Source organism: Rheinheimera sp. (genome assembly GCF_036782235.1).
In the GTDB taxonomy this organism is placed as follows: domain Bacteria; phylum Pseudomonadota; class Gammaproteobacteria; order Enterobacterales; family Alteromonadaceae; genus Pararheinheimera.
The window spans coordinates 189,729-211,633 of record NZ_DAIPZL010000002.1 but is presented as its reverse complement, the minus strand read 5'-3'; the positions used below and the strand labels follow the sequence as shown (position 1 = coordinate 211,633).

Sequence of the window (21,905 nt, the reverse complement as noted above, 5' to 3'; positions counted from 1 at the left end):
AATTTATGATTATTATGGTTTTGATTTCTAGCTTAGTCGTTTTTAAAACGGATCTAAAGCGCTTTAACGACTGCTAATAAATTTATACTAGCAGCCTATTTTGGTAAATGGGAGTAAAAATTGGGGCTATTCAGTGTCTTGGCTTAAAAAACTGGTAATTATCACCGTCAGCTGCGCGATCCTTGGCGTAACTTTGATATTTGGCAGCTATATCTATCTGAAAGATGACCTGCCAAGTGTGGAAACACTCAAAGATGTCAGGCTGCAAACGCCTATGCGCGTTTTCAGTCAGGACGGTGAGCTCATTTCACAATTTGGTGAAAAGCGCAGGATCCCTCTGAAGATCAATGAAATACCACCTTTATTGATCCAGGCGGTGCTTGCGACCGAAGATGCGCGTTTTTACGAACATCCGGGCATAGATCTGATTGGCGTGTTCCGCGCTGCCACTGTGGTTGCCACCACAGGCGATTATAGTCAGGGCGCCAGTACCATTACCCAACAGTTAGCCAGATTGTTTTTCCTGAGCCGGGAAAAGAAAATAATCCGCAAAATAAAAGAAATCTTTTTGGCATTTCATATTGAAGAGCTGCTGACCAAAGATGAAATTCTGGAGTTGTACCTGAATCGGATTGAATTGGGTCAACGTGCTTTTGGTGTAGGTGCTGCAGCCCAGGTTTATTTTGGTAAAAATATTCAGGATCTGACTTTATCTGAAATTGCTATTATTGCCGGCTTGCCACAAGCACCTTCAGTATTAAATCCGGTACGCTCGCCAAGTCGCGCCCGCGCCCGCCGTAATATAGTACTGGGCCGTATGCTGACAGTAGGTTACATCACACAACAACAACATGATGAAGCTGTGCAGGCACCTATTGTTTCCAAATTGCATGGTGCGCAAATTACCGCTTCAGCTCCTTATTTAGCTGAAATGGTCCGTCAGGAAGTGGTAGACACTTATGGTGAAGAAGAAGCTTATTCCAAAGGCTTCCAGGTATTTACCACAGTGAACTCTGCGCAGCAGGCCCGCGCTGTTGCTGCACTGCAACAAAATCTGCATAACTACGACGAGCGCCATGGTTTCCGTGGCCCCGTAGCCGTCGTCTGGCCTGCCACAAAACAGGATAATCCAGACGGCAGCTTTAGTTTTACCGAAGACAAACGTTTGTCGGATGAAGCCATTTTGGCCTATCTGGATGAACAGGATGCTATTGAAAAATTGCAGCCTGCTGTGGTGACTGAAGTGCAGCAAAAGTCTGCCGCTTTAATGCTGGCTGGTGGCCGTAAAATTGAGCTGGACTGGGATGGTATGAAATGGGCTCGCGCTTATATCAGCAACGAACGTCAGGCCAATCCACCGAAAAATGCTGGCCAGATCCTGGCACCCGGCATGCTGGTTTATGTGCGTGAACAGCAAGGTAACTGGCGCTTAAGCCAGCTGCCACAAGCGAGCAGTGCGCTGGTTGCACTGGATCCAAAAGATGGCGCGGTAAGGGCGCTGGTTGGCGGCTACAGTTTTGGTTTAACTCAGTTTAACCGGGTGACCCAGGCCAACCGCCAGGTCGGTTCCAGTATCAAACCCTTTATTTATTCGGCAGCGCTGGAGCATGGTTATACCCTGGCTTCCATTATTAATGATGCCCCTATTCATGAATGGGACGCAGGCTCAGGCACCGCATGGCGGCCAAAAAACTCACCTGACGTTTACGACGGCCCTATCCGCCTGCGTGAAGCTTTGGCTAAATCAAAAAACGTGGTGTCGGTGCGGCTTATCAGCGGTGTTGGAATTGATAACACCATCAATCATCTGGCCAAATTTGGTTTTCACAAATCTGATTTACCGCGCAACCAGACTTTAGCGTTAGGTTCAGCTTCATTAACGCCGATGGAGCTGGCAACAGGTTATGCTGTGTTTGCCAACGGCGGTCATCTGGTGAAACCCTATATCATTACCAAAATTCTGGATGATCAGAACAATCTGATTTATGAGCATAAACCTGTACAGGTGTGTGATGACTGTGCCGCTGTGGCGCAAGCCGAAGCCACACTGCAAGCCGCGGCCCAGGCTGCTGATGCGGACACAACAGCGCCAGCCGACACTGATATAAAAGCCACAGCTGAATTTGCTCCCAGAGTGATTTCTGCCCAAAACGCATTTTTAATTTCTGAAGCGATGAAAAGTGCCATTTGGGGGGGCGACGGCTGGGACGGCACTGCGAAAAATCTGAAGGCGTTAAAACGCCGTGATTTGTCCGGCAAAACCGGTACCACCAATGATGTGAAAGACACCTGGTTCTCTGGTTTTACCCCGGATCTGGTGATCACCAGCTGGGTGGGTTTTGATGATGCTGAAAGTGTGCTGGGTAAAACCGCCTGGAACAGCAATCTGGGGGTCGATCAAGTTGCCGGTGGCGAGTCTGGTGCCCGCACTGCTTTGCCGGTCTGGCAAAACTTTGCCGAACTTGCGCTCCAAGATCTGCCGGAAAAATTCCCGCCAGCTCCCGTCGGCATAGTGTCGGTGCGGATTGACAACAAAACCGGCTTATTAAGCCAGGCCACTGACAACAGCAGCAGTTTTGAGTTTTTCCGTCAGGGCACTGAACCAACCCAATATGCGGTGCCAACCAATCCTGACTTACCTGCAGATCAGCAAAAACCTGCGGAAATTGATATTTTCCGTTAAATGGCCTGATTTTTAGTGCCACTGAGCGCTGAAAATCTGTGGGTGCTACAACATCAAAAAAACCGGCATAAATGCCGGTTTTTTATTGCGGTTACCGGGTTTTATAACGCCGCAAACCAGCTTTGTGCAGCCGCGAGTGCAGCCGCAACCTGTTGTGGTGAAGTGCCGCCCAAAGCCGCTCTTTTGGCAAGACCCGCTTCGATGGTCAGTGCAGCATACACATCATCGCCAATCAGCGCTGATACTGCCTGTAATTCGCTCAGTGATAAAGCTTCCAGCGGTTTTTGCTGGGCTGAAGCTTTGAGCACCAGCTCACCGGAGAGCTCGTGTGCATCGCGAAAAGCCACACCTTTACTGACCAGATAATCGGCCAGATCTGTGGCATTGCTGTAGCCAAGCTCAGCGGCACGGCGACATTGGCCGGCATTAACCGACAAATGCGGCAGCACTGTTGCCAGCACCAATAAACATTGTTGCCAGGTAGACATCAAATCAAAAAAGCCTTGTTTGTCTTCCTGCATATCTTTGTTATAAGCCAGCGGCAAACCTTTCAATACATGCAAAATAGCCACTAAATGCCCAAGCACCCGGCCGGTTTTGCCACGCAGCAGTTCAAACACATCGGGGTTTTTCTTTTGTGGCATCAACGAAGAGCCGGAAGAAATAGCATCTCCCAATTTAAAAAAGCCAGCTTCGCCTGAACAAAAGAAAATCACATCTTCAGATAAACGCGACAAATGGGTTAAACACAAACTGGCCGCTGCTGACAGCTCTACTACATAATCCCGGTCCGACACTGCATCCAGGCTGTTACGCGCCGCTTCTGCAAAACCCAAACGTTGCGCCAGTGTGACTCTGTCGAGCAATACACCGGTGCCGGCCAAAGCTCCACAACCGAGCGGGCATACATCCATCCGTTTCAGTGCATCGTCCAACCGGCTTAAATCACGGCGGAACATTTCAACATAAGCCAAAGCCCAGTGACTGACCATCACCGGCTGCGCTCGCTGTAAATGAGTAAAACCCGGCATCACCAGCGCCTGATGTTTATCGGCAAATGCCAATAAAGCGCCGATTGCAGATTTGAGGGCATCACGCACTAAACCGGTATTGAGCTTGCTCCAAAGCCGCAGATCGGTAGCCACTAAGTCATTGCGCGAGCGGCCGGTATGCAGCTTTTTGGCAGCATGACCAATTTTTTCACCCAGTTTAGCTTCAACCCAGCTGTGAATATCTTCTTCCTGACTTTGCAGCGGCAATTCAGGGTTGGCTTCAACCTCAAGCGCCAGTTCAGCCAAAGCACCATCCAATAAAGCTGCTTCTTCTGCTGTGATAATGCCAGCTTCGGCCAGGCCAATAGCCCAACTGCGCGACGCGGCAATGTCCTGCTGCGCCAACAGATAATCAAAACTTAATGAGTCATTAAAAGCCCGGAACTCATCCAGACTGGCTTCCTGAAAACGTCCGCCCCACATGGCCATGACTGTATCCTCAAATTACTCAATAAAAAAACAGCGGCCGAAACCGCTGTATCATCCATCCGGCGTGCAATCTGGCGTACCGGGAATTTTGGCAGTTTAACCTTTGGTATGCAGCGCCCGAATACGGCTGGCCAGAGAATACAAGCGGATAAAACCGGCGGCATCTTTCTGGTTATACACTTCATCACCATCAAAAGTGGCAAAAGCTTCTGAATACAGGCTGTTAGGTGAACGGCGTTTGGCAACAGTCACCTGACCTTTATAAAGTTTCACCACAATATCACCGGTCAGTTGTTCCGCCAGCGAATTGGAAGCGGCAAATAAAGCGTCTTTTAAAGGGGTAAACCAACGGCCGTCATACACCAGCTGCGCCACTTCCAAACCGACCTCTTCACGGTATTTCAGTGAGGTGCGGTCATACACAAGGGATTCCAGCGCACGTAGCGCTGCCACAATAATGGTGCCGCCCGGTGTTTCATAACAGCCACGGGATTTCATCCCAACCAAACGGTTTTCGACGATATCGATACGGCCTACACCATGCTCAGAGCCAATAGCATTTAATTGTTCAATAGCTTCAATGGCGCCCACAGTTTTACCGTCAATGGCAGTGAGTTCGCCTTTTTCAAAACTCAGCTGCAGATATTGTGCTTTATCCGGCGCCTGCTCCGGCGATTTGGTCCACATCCAGACCTGTTCAGAGGGTTCGTTCCATGGGTTTTCCAGCTCACCGCCTTCGTGTGAAATATGAAATAAGTTGGCGTCACGGCTATAAATTTTGGTGGCTGTTGCTGTGGTCGGCACATTTTTTTCTGCCAGATAATTAAGCAGCGACTGACGGGAGTTAAATTCCCACTCCCGCCAAGGAGCTATCACTTTCAGCTGAGGCGCTAAAGCAGCAAAAGCCCCTTCAAACCGTACCTGATCGTTACCTTTACCGGTACAGCCGTGGCAAAGCGCGTCAGCACCGAGTTTTAATGCCAGCTCCACCTGAGCACGGGCAATAATAGGCCGCGCCATCGAAGTGCCCAGTAAATACTGGCCCTCGTATACAGCACCGGCTTTTAAGGTTGGATAAATCACTTCTTTGACAAACTGTTCGCGTAAATCCACCACATAACAGCTGCTGGCACCGGATTTAATGGCTTTTTCTTCAACACCGGCTAAATCTTCCGCACCCTGGCCGACATCTGCCACAAAAGCAATCACTTCACAGTCGTAGTTGTCTTTGAGCCAAGGCACAATGGCCGAAGTATCTAAACCACCGGAATACGCCAGTACTACTTTTTTCACATTTTGTTTTGCATTATTCATGTTCGGCCTCAGGCAAATAAACTTACTAAAACAGCATTTTGCGCATGCATACGGTTTTCCGCCTGCTGCAACACCAAAGAATAGTCACTGTCGAGCACTTCGCTGGTGACTTCATGGCCACGATGGGCAGGCAGGCAGTGCATAAAGTTCTTTACGCCCAGCCGCTGCATCACAGCCGTATTGATTTGATAAGGGGCAAAAGCCGCTTCAACCTGTGCCGGATCGGCTTTATTGCCCATCGACATCCAGGTATCGGTATAAAGTGCATCTGCACCGGCCGCCGAAGACACATGCTGACTCAACGTCAGCTTAGCGCCACTTTGTTGCGCCAGCGCCTGAGCCCGCAGCAGCACGTGCGCGTCAGGGCCAAAACCCGGTGGCGTAACCACAGTTAAAGTCATGCCCATAATGGCCGCCCCTAACATCAGCGAATGACACACGTTATTGCCATCACCAACATAAGCCAGATGCACCTTACTGACGTCACCAAACTGCTCTTTTAACGTCAGTAAGTCAGCCAGCGCCTGACAAGGGTGATACAAGTCACTGAGTGCGTTAATCACTGGCTTTTTACTGCTGTGAGCAAGTTTTTGCAGTGTTTGCTGGGAATACACCCGCGCCACTATCGCATCTGTCCAGCAAGCGAGATTGCTGCCAAAATCTTCGACCGACTCGCGCACGCCCATTGCACCGTTTTGCTGGTCCAGATACACACTGTGACCACCAAGTTTATTGATGCCTACATCAAAACTGACGCGGGTCCGTAAGCTGGGTTTTTCAAACAACAACGCAATACTTTTGCCTTTAAGCGCGTTGCTGTAGTTGGCGGGTTTTTGTTTAATATCCAGGGCTAAAGCTAATAAGCCCGCTAATTGTTGTTGATCCAGTTCAGCTAAACATAACAGCTGTTTTAATTGACTCATAACTCACACTGTCTGACCGCGCTGCGGCTTCCTTATTGGGGAAATCGGCCCGAAGGCCGAGTAGTTCAGACCTTCGTGAAAGCGGATTTCAGTGGGATTGAGGGCGTTTTATTACAACGATCTAGCCCCTTATTCACTGATGCAGGTTCCTACTGCTTGTTGTTGCATCAGTTTTAACAAATCATCAGGTTGCTGCCAGCCGGCAACAACGATGGATCGTCGCAGTGCAGCGGCAGTTTCAAGCGCAGCATCCAGTTTGACTTTCATGCCACCTTTAATCACACCACTGTCGACCAGCGCCTGCGCTGCTTTACCATCTAAAGCGCTAATCAGCTTTCCTTCGCCGTCCAGAATGCCAGGCACATCGGTTAATAACACCAGCTGACCCTGCACCAACTGACAAATAGCGGCTGCAGCTAAGTCTGCATTTACATTCAATAAATCGCCGTTGTCACTTTGGCCAACAGAACTAAACACTGGCACAAACCCCTGGCTGAGCAAGGTGTTCAACAAAGTTGCGTCATTGGCTTTGGCAATACCCACAGCGCCCAGTTTTTCGTTCACATCAAACTTCAGACTTTGCCCGGCAGCCAGGGTTAAACCTACAGCCCGTAAACCCTGCAGCTGAGCGCGTGACACCATTAAACAGTTCACTGCACCGGCCAAAGCCCCTGCGATCACCGGCATTTGCTCTTTTGGCGAAACGCGCTGACCATCAATTTTTTGGGTGCTAAAACCAAAGGTTGCCAGCCAGCTGTCCACCTGATCACCACCGCCATGCACCAGCACTATCGGGTATTGGCTGGAAAGTTGTGCCACTACTTTTAATAAAGCATCTAACGCCTGATTATCCTGCAGCAGCCGGCCTCCCATTTTTAATACCAGGGGCGTTTTTGCGTTGTGTTGGGTTTGCTCACTCATCACAGGGCTCCTGCTTTTTCAAAGGCAAATAAACCTGCAGTTTCCGGCTTGCCAAACTTCACGTTGGCTGCCTGCATCGCCTGAGCTGCAGCACCTTTGAGCAGGTTATCGATAGCGGACACCACCACCAGTTGCTCACCGTCCTGTTGCCAGAAAATATCGCAAAATGGTGAGCCTTCCACATCAGCCACATTGGGTGAGGTGGCGGTTAACCGCACCAGCGGTTTATCGGCATAAGCATTCACAAAAGCGGCTTTCACTTGTTCTGCACTAACACCGGATTTTAATGTCACTACGCTAGTGGCCAGAATGCCACGTTTAAAATTGCCCAAATGGGGTGTAAACACCACTTTGCGACCTAAATTTTGTTCAATTTCCGGTCTGTGTCTGTGTTTAAAAAAGCCATAAGCATTTAAACCTACTTCACAAAACGACGTATTAAGCGCCGCTTTACGACCTGCACCCGACACACCGCTGGTGGCGTTGATCACCGGAATACAACTATCTGCCACTAAACCGGCGTTTAACAAAGGCAATAACGCCAGCGAGCACGCTGTGGGGTAACAACCAGGCACTGAAATCAGCTGGGGTAATGGCTTATCCAGCCATTCCATCAGTGAATAAACAGCTTCATTTAACAGAGCCGGATGCTGATGTTCATAACCATAATATTTTGGATATAAATCCGCTTGTTTTAAGCGGAAGGCACCGGATAAATCCACCACCACAATACCGGCGGCCATGAGCAGTGGCGCCACTTCTTCACTGGCTTCATGCGGTAAGGCTAAAAAAGCCACATCAACTTTGCCTTGGATACGGCCAATTTCGGCATCTGTCCAGGGCTCAACCAACACATCCACTTGTTGCTGGAAGCGTGGGTATAACGAAGAAAAAGGCTCTGCTTTACGGCCGGCAGAGGCGTAAGCAAAGCAGAGCTCAAAGTGAGGATTTCTGGTTAACAGCGCACAAAGTTCGGCGCCGCTATAACCTGCAGCACCAAGTACTGCACTACGGATTTGGGTTTTGTCAGACACTACAGACGACATCAGTGGTCGATCTCCAAAAAAAGCGAAAATAAAACTGGTTTCGCGACAAACTGCGGCCAGTGTACTGGGTCAATCATGCATTTTCAAGAATTATTATGCTGTTTTTGTGAATTAATATTGATTAATCACCAAAATCAATAATTCCAGGGCAAGCTTTTTACCTGCGGCTAAGGCTAGCTGAAATTCACTGAATTTTCGATCTGTGCCAAAGGCACAGAGTCGCAGTGATTTGAACACAAAGTGCAGTATGGCTGAGGTAAATCACCACAGAATGACGGGCAACAACGGCTTGGCTTGGCTTGGCTTGGCTTGGCTTGGCTGGAATTTTATTGCAGGCAACTGAAGTCAGAACTGCAGTATCAAAGCCTGCTGATCACAACAAAGGCTGTGATCAGCAAGACGATACAAAACTAGAGCCCTGATTCGGTTAAGGTGCTCTGCAGACTATGCTCGGGATGCAGCTCTTTTTTCGGTAATAACCGCAAAGCTTCATGCAAGGTGGGGTAAAACGACAATAAGCCTTCAACCGGCCTGATCCGCGCTTTGGCCAAAGTTTTCAGCGGCTGAAACTGTAAGTCCACTAACATAATATGACAGTTTATTTTGTCGCAGGCACTGATGTATTTATCCAGCGCCACTAAACCACCGGCATCCAGCAGCGACACACCGTCCATCAGTAGCACCACACTTTGTTGGTTTTTACTGAGCTGCGACAACTCCCCAAATACCCGGTCGGCCGCGGCAAAAAACAGCGGGCCACTGATACGAAATACCTTGTGACCTTCCGCCAGTTTTTCCGGCACCAGTTTTGGGCTTTCAGTCACGTCTGTGACCTTGGTCATCTCTGCCACTTCTTTTACAAAGAGCAGCGCCGCAATAATGATGCCGCTGGTAATAGCAATCACCATGTCAAACAGCACGGTAAAAGAAAAACACACGGTAAAGACCCAGATATCACTGCGTGGCGCCGTATTAATCAGGTGCAGCGCTTTGCCTGCTTCACTCATATTCCAGGCCACAACCAATAACAACGCCGCCATCGCCGCCATCGGTAAATACGCCAGCCATTTGGACAATAACAACAGCGCCAGTAGCACCACCAAAGCATGCACCATAGCTGCCACAGGCGACTGGGCGCCAGCCCGCACATTAGCGGCAGAACGCGCCAAAGCCGCAGTTGCAGTAATACCACCAAAAAACGGCGCTATGATATTGCCAAGGCCCTGCCCCAACAGCTCACTGTTGGCACTGTGGCGCCGCCCTGTCATACCATCGAGCACCACAGCACATAACAAAGATTCAATTGCCCCCAACATCGCCATGGCAAAAGCCGCCGCCAGCAGATCTTTGACCATCTGCGAGCTCCAGGCCAATAACAGGCCATCAGCGCCCGGTTGTTGCCAGGGCCAGCTGAAACTTGGCAACATATCCGGAATACCACTGGCGCTGCTGCCATCCTGCATGGTGTATTGGAATCTGCTGCCGATAGTTTCCACCGGCAACTCAAACCAGTTCAGCAACAAAGCAGCAAGGGTACCTGAGAGAACCGCAGGCAGATGCGCCGGTACCGGTAACTTAAGTGCCGGCCATTTAAACATCACCAATAAAGTGACAGCAGCCACCAGCATACTGGGCCAGTGGGCCGTATCGGCCGCCAGCATCAGCGCATGTAATTTTTCAATATAGTGTTCGGGCATGGTCGCCAGCTGCAAACCAAATAAGTCTTTGATTTGCAACGTAGCTATCACTACCGCTATGCCAGCGGTAAAACCCAGGGTCACAGCTTCGGGAATATATTGAATAAAACGACCGAGCCGCAGCATCGCCATCATCACCAGCAACACACCGGACCCGACGGTCGCAATCAGCAAACCACCAAGGCCATATTTTTGTGCCACCGGATACAAAATCACCACAAAAGCGGCGGTAGGGCCGGACACACTAAAACGTGACCCACCACATAACGGAATGATAAAACCGGCAATAATAGCGGTATAAAGGCCGTATTGAGGGGGCACCCCACTGGCGATCGCCAGTGCCATAGCAAGAGGGATGGCAATAATACCAACAGTCAGGCCAGCCAGCAGATCTTTTGTCAGTTGCTGCCGGCCATAACCTTCTGCCGCAGTGTCGCGTAAGGCATGACCAATCCGAAGAGAAAACAGATAAGCGCGATGAGACATAAACCGCTCCTGAAAAAACCATGGTCAGAAGCTGCAAGCATAACCGAAAATACAGCGGAAATTTTTGATTTATAAGGCTACTTTAGTCCAAGGCATGCAAAATGGCTGTTGTAGCTTAAGGATTGAGCCAGCGTTGTACCCTGGCAGGTAACCGAATACGACCAGGCGCCAGTAATAAACTCCAGACCGTTAAATCAACAAGTAGCCGGATCACAATTGCCACCATAGGGCCTGTGCTAAAGAAAAACGGCACTTGGCCACCAAAGAAATTTTTATCCATTAAATGGATCATCAGCTCTGCCGAACCCAATACGTAATACAAAGAGGAAAACGCCAGCAGGAAAGCAATCAGATAAACCTGAGGGTAATGGCCACGCTGCGGCTGTGATTTCAATAACTTATGCAGCGCAGGATCCATATGATAATGCACCAGCAAAAATGCAAAAAGTAAATCCACCAGTCCTGTGATCAGCAAATAAGTCAGGGCCAGCGAATCTATTAATAAGAACCCCAGCAAAAACTCAGCAAAACGGATAAAAAGCACAATGGCAAGGATTGGGTAGATATTATGATTTTTGTGGGAAAACAGTGCTATCAGCAAGATGGAACTGACAGCCACAGCAAGGAGCTCGATCTGGTCCAGCTTGAAATAAAAAGTGGCTGCCAAAGACACAACACAACAAAGTGTGATGGCAATATTTACAGCCATGCTTTTTATTTCATGCACTACAACCTCAACTTATTAGGCTGGAATGGTTGGCCATTTTGGCCAGCTGCCACCTAAAGTTTGTACCTGACCGCCACCACTTGCCAGTGCTAATGCTTCAGCAGACAAAGTGACTTTGTCCTGTGCTGCTGGTAAGGGTTGTTTTTCTAACGCTGTATTTTTTTTCGTTTGAACGTCAAATAAAGGCGCGTTGATGCCTGATTGTGCATTGATTTGCATAGTGAGTAAATCCCTAATTTGTAAGTTTATTTGTTAGACTTCTCTGAATACTTGTGCCCATTTCCGATCCTTCTTCAACGGGTCGGTGACAACGGCGGATACTTATTAGCAACAACTGCGCCAAGATCTGCTGACAAAAATCCGGCACTGCGATATTCCTCCAAGAAATACCTGTAACCAATTGAAAATTAATGACTTATCTGAGAAGTGATAAATACGACCAGCGGATCCGCTCTGATCGCAGTGATCCAACTTTCAGAGTGAACGGCAAAACTTTGCCGGGCTTAGCAAGTCAGGCAAGGCAACAACAGAAATAGCGGCAAGGTTATTGCCGCTGTTCGTGGTCATCAGCAGGGATCTGTTGTTATCAGGCAACCAGACAAACAACCTCAACTGCCCTCACCCGCATCAAATAAAGCGCAAAGCTGATTCAGCGGGCGGTGCCTCGGTCTAGCCCAAGGGTTGAGCGCCTTGGTTCAGAGCCAGATCCGGGGCCTGAGCTTAGCGCAGCAGGCCATCAAACTGCGGTTTGAGCACTGCTCAGGCTCTTTCATTGGCCCAGGCTGCTGCCTGTGCCTGACTATGACGGGCCGCTTTGGCTGCCGCTATTTGCTGGCGTGCCAGAATAGCCAGATCTGCATGAATACCACCGGCAGTCACTAACCGGCCAGCCCCCGGGCCTTTAAGCACCAGTGGATTGGCCTGATACCAGTCGGATTCAATGACAAACACATTGTCACACGCCTGAATGGCCGCAAGTGGATGTTCGGGCGCAACTTCCAGCAACTGCACACTGGCTTTTGGCCCTTGTGCTGTCACTGTTAAGGTTGCGACATAACGCAATACTTTGCCCTCAGCGGCTGCTTTGGCAAAAGTCTGTGCCAGTGCCCTATCAAGCTCAGCACGTTGTGCCCAGAACTCATCCCAGCCGCCCTGTTCCAAGCCCTGAGGTAATAAAGGGGTCAGCTTTATATCATTAATATCCAGGGTTAAACCCAGCTCACGCGCCAGCACCAGCAATTTACGTTGTACATCTTTACCGGATAAATCGTCGCGTGGATCCGGCTCAGTTAAACCTTCGGCCTGCGCCTGCAGCACAAAGTCAGAAAAAGCTGCACTGCCGTCGTATTTACACAATAACCAGGACAAAGTACCGGAAAAAATGCCGCTGATTTGCTGAATGTGGTCACCTGAACTTTGCAGCTCCTGCAATATACGTTGCACCGGTAAACCTGCGCCAACAGTGGTATTGGCCAGCCAGCTCACCTGCTGCTCAGCCACAGTAGCGGCAATCTGCTGATATTGGGCCAGTGGCAAAGTCACCCCTTGTTTATTCGCGCTGATCAAATGACAGCCGGTTTGCACAAAACCAGCATAAGCTTCAGCAAAAGTTTTGCTGGGTGTAATATCCACCAGCACTTTAGGGCTTGGCAAAGCCGTTAAATAATCCAGTAAATCCTGCTGTTGATACAATGGCGCCGCCGCAAGTTGCGCCTGCCAGTTTTGTACTGTTAACTCATCACTAAAACAGGCCTGGCGCGAATTCAGCACACCGGCCAGTTTTAGTTCAATTTGCCCGGCAAAAGCCTGTTGTTGTGTAGCCAATAACGCCAAAAATTCGGCGCCGACATTGCCGGTACCTGCCACCACCACATTCAACCGCACTTGTGTTGGCAACAATAGCTGGTGGAATTCAGTGAGCTCGCGGGCTGTTAATGCAGGAGCAAATAACCAGAGTGCCAGTTCGTCGTTATCAAACGAAAACGCTGGTTGCTGGCGCTCCAGCCAGTGTGCGGCCTGCAACGATAACTGTTTTTGCTGTTTAGCCGCAGGTTTGACCCAGGCAACAGCCTGATACTGTTCACTGCTGACCCTGGGGTAAATTTGTTGTTGCCCCAGGTAACTTAATAAAACATCAAGATTTTTTTGTGCCACTACCCAAGAGTTGTGATCGCCTGGCACCGCAAATACCGTCAGCTGCAGCGTCGCCGCTACCGAATGTGCAGTTAAAGTCACAGCTTTTGGCAAAGTCACCAGCACCACATCGGTTAAATCAGTGACAAACTGCACTTCAATTGCGGCCTGACGGCTGACTTTACAACCTGGTTGCTCAGGCTCATAACTGCTGCGCACTACCAGTTCAGCGGCATAGTCCTGCAATGGGCTTAAGGTTTTGGCATGCAAAACCGGGTTACCCAGCTGTGCCAATAAGGTGGCCTGTGCCCAGGGCACCTGACGGTAAGGGCGGGCTGACGGCACCTTGCGTGGATCTGCACTATAAATGGCATCTACATCTGTCCAGATATGAATGGTCTGAGCCTGCACCAGCCGGCCTAAAATAGTGGCGGAATAATCACTGCCATTGCGACCCAGTGTGATGCTGTCTCCCAGCTCGTTTCGGGCAATAAAACCAGTCACCACATTAAAACCAGGGATTAAATGTGGCTTTAATGCAGCTTCAGATTGCGGCCATAACACTTGCTGGCCCGACAATTGTAAAAAGTCACGGGCATCTATTGCCTTAGCGGCGCGTCCCCGCTCCTGTAATAAATAACTCAGCAGTAAAGCCGACAGTTTTTCGCCTGTTGCCAGCACATCATTATTACGCCCGGCCAATGCGAAGGTTGGAATTGCCGCCAGCCAGTGATTCAGTTCATTTAGCACCAAAGGTGCAGTAGCGGCAGTTAAAGTGCGGCTTACCAGCAAGCGCAGCTGTTGTGCCAGCTGCTGGTAATGCAGTTCAAACTCCGGCGTGTCACAGGCACAATCCAACATTGTTAATAAAGCGTCTGTGGTATCCCCTGGTGCGGACACCACGACAAAAGCCGATGATTGCGGCTGCGCCAGCAGAATATCGGCCACAGCGTGAAAACGTTCGCTGGATGCCAGGCTACTGCCACCAAATTTATGCACCACCAGCGCAGAGGCCGCTGAATGAACTAAAGAAACTGACGATAATACTGTCATAACACTCACCAGAAAGCGGCCAGAGCCGGATTTAAACGAAAAGATTGTTCAGCTTCTGCAAGGTGCTGACCTGTTGCTACTGAGGGTTTTGTTGCTGCTGTAGCCACAACACTCTGGGTCGCGGCATCCGGGCTTGTGCCGAGTGTTTTTTGCTTGCCATCGGCTTTAATCGCCTGTGCCACAGCGGCAAAAGCCTGAGCTAAATCAGCGATTAAATCTCTTGGATCTTCAATCCCCACAGATAAACGAATTAACGTGGCGCCAATACCGGCGGTTTTTTGCGCAGCGGCGTCCATCGAAGCGTGGGTCATAGAACCCGGGTGGCAAATTAAACTTTCAATACCGCCTAACGACTGTGCCAGAGTAAAACAACGTAAAGCGCTGAAAAATAACGGTAAATAAGCTTCATCTGCTGCTAAATCAAAGCTGACCATAGCGCCAAAACCATTTTGCTGGGCTTTGGCAATAGCATGGCCCGGATGGTCTTTTAACCCTGGATAATAAGTTTTGGCCACCAGTGTTTGCTGCTGCAGATAATCCACCACCAGCGCAGCGTTTTCCTGATGCGCTTTCATTCTGGGTAATAAAGTTCGGATGCCACGCAAGGTTAAGTGAGCATCAAAAGCACCCCCTGTGACGCCCAAACAATTGGCCCACCACTTCAGTTCATCACCAATGGCCTGATCTTTGGTGATCAGCGCACCACCAACAATATCGCTATGGCCGTTTAAATATTTAGTGGTGGAATGCACCACAATGTCGGCGCCCAATTGCAGCGGCTGCTGTAACACCGGCGATAAAAAAGTGTTGTCCACCACCACTAAGGCATCGAGGCTTTTTGCCAGTTCACAAACCGCTTTAACATCGGTAATTTGCAACAAAGGATTGCTCGGTGTTTCCAGCCAAATCATTTTGGGTTTGGTCTGCTGCACCAGTGCCGGCCAGTTGTCTTGCTGGAAATTAACAATCACCACTTTAAACGCCTGTTTGCGGTTGGCCAGATTGACAAACAAACGATAACTGCCGCCGTAACAATCATGCGGGATCACCAGAGTGTCCTGGGGTGTTAACAGCTGCAGCGCCAATAAACAGGCAGACATACCGGTGCTGGTCACCAAACCTTTGGCGCCGCCTTCCAATTCAGCTAAAGCGTCCCCCAATAAATCGCGGGTTGGGTTATTGGAGCGTGAATAATCGTATTTGCCCGGCTGTTTAAAAGCTTTCAGTTCATAAGTGGAGGTCAGGTACAAAGGCGGTGTCACAGCCCCATAAGCCGGGTCTTGTGCTATGCCGGCGCGGGCAGTAATAGTGGCAGAGTGACGGTTTGACATAATGACCTCAGACTTATTTAGGCGTTTAGACGTCTAAAAGTATACTGACGAAAAATAAGAAGTCAAAACATTTAGACGTCTGCAATGATTATTTCTTGCGCATTGTTTGTGTCCCGTCGTATAAAGAAGTAAAATTCCGGCCCAAAATGCGCTACGCAACTTAAAAAAACAATCAAGGTACAACTATGGCTAAGTGGAATGGTGAATACGTTCACCCGTATGCCGAACACGGCAAAAAATCTGAGCAGGTGAAAAAAATCACCGTTTCTATCCCGCTGAATGTATTAAAAGTGCTGACAGATGAAAGAACCCGTCGTCAAGTCAATAACTTACGTCATGCCACCAACAGCGAATTGTTATGTGAAGCTTTTTTGCATGCTTTTACCGGTCAGCCACTGCCAGCCGATGAAGACTTACGCAAAGACAACCCACACCAAATTCCGGTTGAAGTACGCAACATTCTGACCAGCATGGGTAAACCAATTCCGGTTATTCAGGAAGCTGAATCCGACGAAGAATAATCTGACTCACCACTAAAAATTCCAAGAGTCAGAAAATACAATAAAAACAAATCAACAGAATGCAGAAACCCGCCAATTGGCGGGTTTCTTTTTTGTGGTTTTGCGCAAGCTGTTATTGCTGCATATAAGCTTCAGGCATCGGAATACGGGCTACACCAGAGGCCACTGCGGCATCAGCCACAGCTTTGGCCACCCGAGGTAACAACCTTGGATCCATGGGTTTTGGAATAATGTATTCTTTGCCAAACTCAAGACTTTTCACCTGGGACGCCACCAACACAGCTTCCGGCACCGGCTCTTTGGCAATACTGCGAATGGCCTGTACCGCAGCAATTTTCATTTCGTCATTAATCACTTTGGCGCGCACATCCAGTGCACCGCGGAAAATAAATGGGAAACACAATACGTTGTTCACCTGGTTCGGATAATCCGAACGGCCCGTTGCCATAATTAAATCTGAACGCACTGCATGCGCCAGCTCAGGTTTAATTTCCGGATCCGGGTTAGAGCAGGCAAAAACCACAGGTTTATCCGCCATTAACTTCAGCGCTTCTGGTGGTAATACGTCCGGGCCTGACACACCCACAAATACATCTGCACCTTCCAGAGCGTCTTCCAGTGTCCGTTTGTCGGTGTTATTGGCAAATAAGGTTTTGTATTGGTTTAAATCTTCACGGCGGGTATGGATCACCCCTTTGGTATCGAGCATATAAATGTATTCGCGTTTGGCGCCACATTTAATCAACAGTTCCATACAGGCAATAGCGGCAGCGCCGGCGCCCATACAGACGATAGTGACTTTACGGATATCTTTGCCCTGAATTTCCAGTGCATTCAGAAGGCCAGCCGCTGTAACAATAGCGGTGCCGTGCTGGTCATCATGAAACACCGGAATATTGCAGCGTTTGATCAGCTCTTTTTCAATTTCAAAACATTCAGGCGACTTGATATCTTCAAGGTTAATACCGCCAAAAGTGTCGGCGATATTGGCAACCGTATTAATAAATTCTTCAGTGGTGCGGTGTGTCACTTCAATATCAATGGAATCGAGGTTAGCAAAACGCTTAAATAACAAAGCTTTACCTTCCATCACCGGCTTAGAAGCCATGGGGCCTAAGTTACCAAGACCCAAAATAGCGGTACCATTACTGATCACGGCAACCAGATTGCCTTTGGCAGTGTATTTGTAAACATTGTCGATATTGTCGGCAATTTCCCGTACCGGCTCTGCCACCCCCGGACTGTACGCCAGTGCTAAATCTTTCACCGTTTCGGCTGGCTTACTGATCTCAACACTGATTTTGCCAGGCTTGGGCTGCGCGTGATACCGAAGTGCTTGTTGTTTAAAATCTGACATGGTAAGAGTGTCCTGACGCTTAGCCCTTTGGGCATCTAGTTGTATTTACTGGTTTTTTGCCATTTTTTGCCTTGTTGTGCGAAGGAGCCGCGCAAAAGGCCGCTCATTCTAATAAGCGGGCCCGCTGAATCAAATCATTAACTTTCTGATCGTACCACTGGTGTAGGAACAGCAGCACTTTCAGCTGATTAACACAGCAGGTTCTGGGCTGCTGACAAGCCACAAACCCCGCCCTTTGTGCTGCACAGAATTTGTGCAAATTTCAGCGTTCTTAGGTTTTATAACAAGTTTTAGCAGTGAAACCAAGCTGTATTTTGGATGGAGGTATGACCAGTTAAGCGAGCTGTTATTAACCATGCAACATAGATGCATAAACGGCCAGATGGATAACAGAGATAAGTTAATATTTATGCAAAAGCCAATCAGTAAAAGCTAATTTATCTATTTAAAATCAAAATGATAAACACATATCTACAGCTAAAACCCTTGCATAAAAACCACTGCCATTATGCAGGAAAATTTTTTTCACTGCGCTGAGCCTTTTGCACTGCATTAAAACAAAAGCCAGCCGCCGGTTCAGAGCAAAGTGAGCCGTTAAAACAGAGCGTCCGCCACCAGCGGTTGGCAGCTAACAGAGAGGTTTTAACAAATCCGGGGCAACAAAAAAGGCACCGCAGTGCCTTTTTGTTGTTTTGAAACAGGAAGCCGGATTATTTGGCGCCCAGTACTGCAAAACGTTTTTTGAAGCGGTCAACACGACCACCTACGTCCAGAACTTTTTGCTTACCAGTGTAGAACGGGTGGCAAGCTGAGCAAACGTCCAGGTGGATGTCTTTGCACAGAGCAGAACTGGTTTTGAATGAATTACCGCAAGTACAGGTTGCAGTGATTTCTTTGTATTCCGGGTGGATACCTGGTTTCATGGCTTACCTCGTTGGGCCGTATCGCAATCTGATCAGTCTTGCTGTCAAACACCATACGTATTTCAGTTAAATTAGGGCGCGTAGCTTAATAGATCAGCAGGCCTTATTCAACAAAAAAAACCGCCTTCAGAAAAAAACACCAGGACCGCAGCCAGGCCGGAAAATAGCCCTGTTCAGGCAGGGCCCTGCTTTGTAAACTGCAGTTGGTTTATTGACGGAATTTTATTGTGCTGATTGTTCGGGTTGCCCTACCGGTGCCACTGCGCCAACATTTTGATTATCAACTGGAAACTGACGATCCCGCCGAGGTGATGGTCGGCGCCAGGGTGTTGGTGCCTTTTGGTAAACGCCAGCTGGTGGGTATTGTCTGGCAAATTAATCCGATTGATAGTTTTAGCAACAGCCAATTAAAAACGGTCAGCGCGCTACTGGATCCAAGCCCTGTGCTTGGGCCTCAACTCAGAGATTTACTCAGTTTTGCCAGCGATTATTACCATCATCCACTGGGAGATGTGCTGACCAGCGCTTTACCGGCCTTATTGCGCGAAGGTCGTCTGCTGGATAATGAAAAACATAAAATAGTGCGCTTAACCGAAAGTGGCCGCCAGCAACAGCCCGAACTTTTTCGCCGCTCCGCCAAACAGCTGGCCTTGTGGCAGGCCTTATCAACATCAGATTTAACTGAAGCCGATATACTGGCACAGCACAGCAGAACCACGCTAAACCAGCTGTTGGAGAAAAACCTGGTTGAGCTGGTCAGTCAGCCGTTTTCGCCTTTTGTGTATCAGAGAGAAAAACAAAAAGCACTGCCACTGAACCCGGCACAGGCACTGGCCGTGACCGCTGTGGTGCAGGCGCTGGGTAGTTTTAGCCGTTTTTTGCTGGAAGGAGTCACAGGCTCAGGCAAAACCGAAGTGTATTTACAGGCGATAGCACCTGTGCTGGCCAAAGGCCAGCAGGTATTGGTGCTGGTGCCGGAAATTGGTTTAACCCCCCAAACGCTGGCAAGGTTTGAAAAACGTTTTGCCGTGCCAATGCAAAGCTGGCATTCCAATATGACCGACAGCGAAAGGTTACGCGCCTGGCAACGCAGTCAGAGTGGCGACGCTGCCATTACCATAGGCACCCGCTCGGCGTTGTTTTTACCCTTTCACAATCTGGGTTTATTGATCATTGATGAAGAGCATGATCAGTCGCTGAAACAACAGGACGGTTTTCGGTATCACGCCCGTGATTTAGCGGTGAAACGCGCCAGTATAGAGCAGTGCCCTATCCTGCTCGGTTCTGCCACGCCAAGTCTGGAATCTTTATATAACGTACAGCAGAAAAAATTCAGCCATCTGCAATTACCGGATCGCGCCACCAGTCAGCTGGTGCCGCAAATTGAACTGATTGATTTAAAACAACAGGTCCTGAAACATGGTCTAGCCGACGGCACTCTGGCACAAATGCGTCAGCATCTGAGCCGTGGCAATCAGGTGATGTTGTTTTTAAACCGCCGTGGTTTTGCCCCGGCGCTGATTTGTCACGAATGTGGCTGGCTGACCGAATGTCTGCATTGCAGCGCCTTTACCACTTATCATAAACAAAGCCGCCAGCTGGTGTGCCATCACTGCGCCGCCACCAGGCCGGTGCCGCACCAATGTGGTGCCTGTGGCAGTACCCAGCTGGCGCCTGTAGGTCAGGGCACTGAGCAGCTGGAAGAACAGCTTGGTAAACTGATTCCGGATTTTCCCATTACCCGGCTGGACAGAGACAGCATCAGGCGTAAAGGCAGTCTGGAAGCACATCTGGCTACAATCCAAAGTGGCGCCCCACAGCTTGTTATCGGCACCCAGATGCTGGCCAAAGGACATCATTTTCCGAATGTCACTTTAGTGGTCATTGTTGATGTGGACGGCGCTTTATACAGCAGTGATTTTCGGGCTGCCGAACAGCTGGCACAGCTGCTCACTCAGGTATCGGGCCGCGCCGGCCGTGGTGATGTGCCTGGCAAAGTGTTGCTGCAAACCCATTATCCTGGCCATCCGCTGCTGCAGGACGTGATACAGAATGGCTACAGCGCTTTTGCCCGCAGTGCGCTCAAAGAGCGGCAACAAACCCAGCTGCCGCCTTATCAGTTTATGGCGATGTTTCGTGCTGAGGGGCTCGACAGTGCCATTTGTCAGTTATGGTTGTCGGAACTGCAGCAAATTTGTGCCGGGCAAATGCAGTCGGCCACGCCCTTAGCCCCAGCCAACAGAGTACAGTGGCTGGGACCGGTCAAAGCGCCGCTTGAACGTAAAGCCGGCAAATATCGCTGGCAACTACAGTTATTCAGCCCGGATCGGAAAGCTCTACATCAGCTGCTGGAGATATTGCTTTCTCATATTCAAAAGTCAGCGCTCAGTCGCAAACTCAAATGGCAACTGGATGTGGACCCGCTGGATTTAAGTTAAATAGATTCAGTTAAATATTTGCTGTGATCTGGCATCATTGTGCAGGAAAACAGCAACAACGGCCGCTGACAAACTTCAGTCGTTTCTTTTTTGTCTAACTTCAGTAGAATGCCCTATAGCCTGTAAAAAAGTGTGAAGCAGTTTCCTGTTATGCCCCAGCAAGATTATGTCAAAGCCGCAAGGCCAGCCCCAAGAACGCGGAAAAAAGCCAATGCGCCTAAACCGGTTCCCAAGTTATTGATTGCAGCTGTGTTATTGCTGTTAGCTGTATTTGGTTATTTTCTCTGGCACATCTCCCATCGCCCTGGTGCAGAACAACTGGCGGCAGAAGCGGCTGCAGCAAAACCGGCCAAAACCGAAGTGCTGGATGAGCTGCCACAAAAACCATCAAAAGAGCCTTATACCTATATTGAAGAGCTGGAGACCAAAGAAGTTCAGGTCAAAGCGGATGAGCTGGAATCAAAAAAACCGGCCACTATGTATTGTGGTGCTTTTAAAACTTTGGATGCAGCCCAACAAACCAAAGCCAAAATTGCCTTTGCCGGCCTGACCGCCAGCATAAAAGAGTCGTCCGGCAAATACCGGGTGGTCATTGGCCCTTATGCCAGCCGCCGTCAGGCACAAAACGATAAAAACCTGTTAAAACGACAAAAAGTCGCCGACTGCTGGATCCCACTCTAATCACAAGCTGAGTACAGCAATCACAAGCCTGAGTGCAGTGCTGCTGTACTCAGGCTGATTGCAAACCACCACTGCCCCTTCAGTATTACCCCCACAGCTATTGTAACGCCGCAGCTTGAAAAAGCAGACAAATGCCCTTACTTCCTGAAACAGTGCCCGCTTTCAGGCTGAATAAAGCCATTTAAGAAGA

At 49.2% G+C, this 21,905-nt stretch carries 17 protein-coding genes; 5 read left to right on the top strand and 12 right to left on the bottom strand.

Annotated elements, in window-relative coordinates; translation table 11 throughout:
- Positions 1-274 precede the first annotated feature (274 nt).
- Positions 275-2,683: a penicillin-binding protein 1A gene (locus tag V7P87_RS03165; protein WP_333796130.1), complete on the top strand. Its 2,409-nt coding sequence runs from the start codon at positions 275-277 to the stop codon at positions 2,681-2,683.
- 101 nt (positions 2,684-2,784) lie between these two features.
- On the opposite strand, the gene argH is transcribed toward V7P87_RS03165, so the two are convergent.
- From argH to V7P87_RS03125, 8 genes are all read right to left on the bottom strand, one after another.
- Positions 2,785-4,164: an argininosuccinate lyase gene (gene argH / locus V7P87_RS03160; RefSeq protein WP_333796129.1), complete on the bottom strand. Its 1,380-nt coding sequence runs from the start codon at positions 4,162-4,164 to the stop codon at positions 2,785-2,787.
- Positions 4,165-4,260: 96 nt separating this feature from the next.
- Positions 4,261-5,478, bottom strand: a complete 1,218-nt coding sequence (locus V7P87_RS03155; RefSeq protein WP_296295537.1) for an argininosuccinate synthase — start codon at positions 5,476-5,478, stop codon at positions 4,261-4,263.
- An 8-nt stretch (positions 5,479-5,486) separates the two neighbouring features.
- Entirely contained in the window at positions 5,487-6,401 is a 915-nt protein-coding gene (locus V7P87_RS03150) for an ornithine carbamoyltransferase (protein ID WP_333796128.1), read from the bottom strand.
- 129 nt (positions 6,402-6,530) lie between these two features.
- Complete coding sequence (argB, locus tag V7P87_RS03145) at positions 6,531-7,322, bottom strand: acetylglutamate kinase (RefSeq protein ID WP_296295532.1); 792 nt, start codon at positions 7,320-7,322, stop codon at positions 6,531-6,533.
- The gene (gene argC, locus V7P87_RS03140; RefSeq protein WP_333796127.1) at positions 7,322-8,368 is read right to left on the bottom strand and encodes an N-acetyl-gamma-glutamyl-phosphate reductase; all 1,047 of its coding nucleotides are present in this window, start codon (positions 8,366-8,368) and stop codon (positions 7,322-7,324) included. Before argC ends, argB begins: the two co-directional genes overlap by 1 nt.
- A 410-nt stretch (positions 8,369-8,778) precedes the next feature.
- Positions 8,779-10,551 carry a C4-dicarboxylic acid transporter DauA gene (dauA, locus tag V7P87_RS03135; protein WP_333796126.1) on the bottom strand — a complete coding sequence of 591 codons (1,773 nt, stop codon included), beginning with the start codon at positions 10,549-10,551 and terminating at the stop codon, positions 8,779-8,781.
- A 115-nt stretch (positions 10,552-10,666) separates the two neighbouring features.
- A complete protein-coding gene (locus V7P87_RS03130; protein WP_333796125.1) occupies positions 10,667-11,260 on the bottom strand; it encodes a hypothetical protein in 594 nt (197 codons plus the stop codon).
- A gap of 33 nt (positions 11,261-11,293) precedes the next feature.
- A complete protein-coding gene (locus V7P87_RS03125; RefSeq protein ID WP_333796124.1) occupies positions 11,294-11,497 on the bottom strand; it encodes a hypothetical protein in 204 nt (67 codons plus the stop codon).
- A 191-nt stretch (positions 11,498-11,688) separates the two neighbouring features.
- On the opposite strand from V7P87_RS03125, the gene V7P87_RS03120 reads away from it, so the two are divergent.
- Positions 11,689-11,814 carry a hypothetical protein gene (locus V7P87_RS03120; protein WP_333796123.1) on the top strand — a complete coding sequence of 42 codons (126 nt, stop codon included), beginning with the start codon at positions 11,689-11,691 and terminating at the stop codon, positions 11,812-11,814.
- A gap of 223 nt (positions 11,815-12,037) precedes the next feature.
- Here V7P87_RS03120 and metL read toward each other — a convergent pair whose 3' ends face one another.
- A complete protein-coding gene (gene metL, locus V7P87_RS03115) occupies positions 12,038-14,464 on the bottom strand; it encodes a bifunctional aspartate kinase/homoserine dehydrogenase II (protein WP_333796122.1) in 2,427 nt (808 codons plus the stop codon).
- A 5-nt stretch (positions 14,465-14,469) separates the two neighbouring features.
- Complete coding sequence (gene metB / locus V7P87_RS03110; RefSeq protein WP_333796121.1) at positions 14,470-15,795, bottom strand: cystathionine gamma-synthase; 1,326 nt, start codon at positions 15,793-15,795, stop codon at positions 14,470-14,472.
- Between the two features lie 185 nt (positions 15,796-15,980).
- Between metB and metJ the strand changes: the two genes are divergently transcribed.
- The gene (gene metJ, locus V7P87_RS03105; RefSeq protein WP_260655934.1) at positions 15,981-16,316 is read left to right on the top strand and encodes a met regulon transcriptional regulator MetJ; all 336 of its coding nucleotides are present in this window, start codon (positions 15,981-15,983) and stop codon (positions 16,314-16,316) included.
- A gap of 112 nt (positions 16,317-16,428) precedes the next feature.
- Here the strand turns inward: metJ and V7P87_RS03100 are convergent, their stop codons facing one another.
- A complete protein-coding gene (locus V7P87_RS03100; protein ID WP_333796120.1) occupies positions 16,429-17,673 on the bottom strand; it encodes a malic enzyme-like NAD(P)-binding protein in 1,245 nt (414 codons plus the stop codon).
- A 710-nt stretch (positions 17,674-18,383) separates the two neighbouring features.
- On the bottom strand, positions 18,384-18,596 hold the full coding sequence (gene rpmE / locus V7P87_RS03095; RefSeq protein WP_260655932.1) for a 50S ribosomal protein L31: 213 nt from the start codon (positions 18,594-18,596) through the stop codon (positions 18,384-18,386).
- A 227-nt stretch (positions 18,597-18,823) separates the two neighbouring features.
- Here rpmE and priA point away from each other — a divergent pair, with 227 nt between their 5' ends.
- Positions 18,824-21,034 (top strand): primosomal protein N', encoded by a 2,211-nt coding sequence (priA, locus tag V7P87_RS03090; protein WP_333796119.1) that lies wholly within the window; start codon positions 18,824-18,826, stop codon positions 21,032-21,034.
- 150 nt (positions 21,035-21,184) lie between these two features.
- Positions 21,185-21,715, top strand: a complete 531-nt coding sequence (locus V7P87_RS03085) for an SPOR domain-containing protein (protein WP_333796118.1) — start codon at positions 21,185-21,187, stop codon at positions 21,713-21,715.
- Positions 21,716-21,905 lie beyond the last annotated feature (190 nt).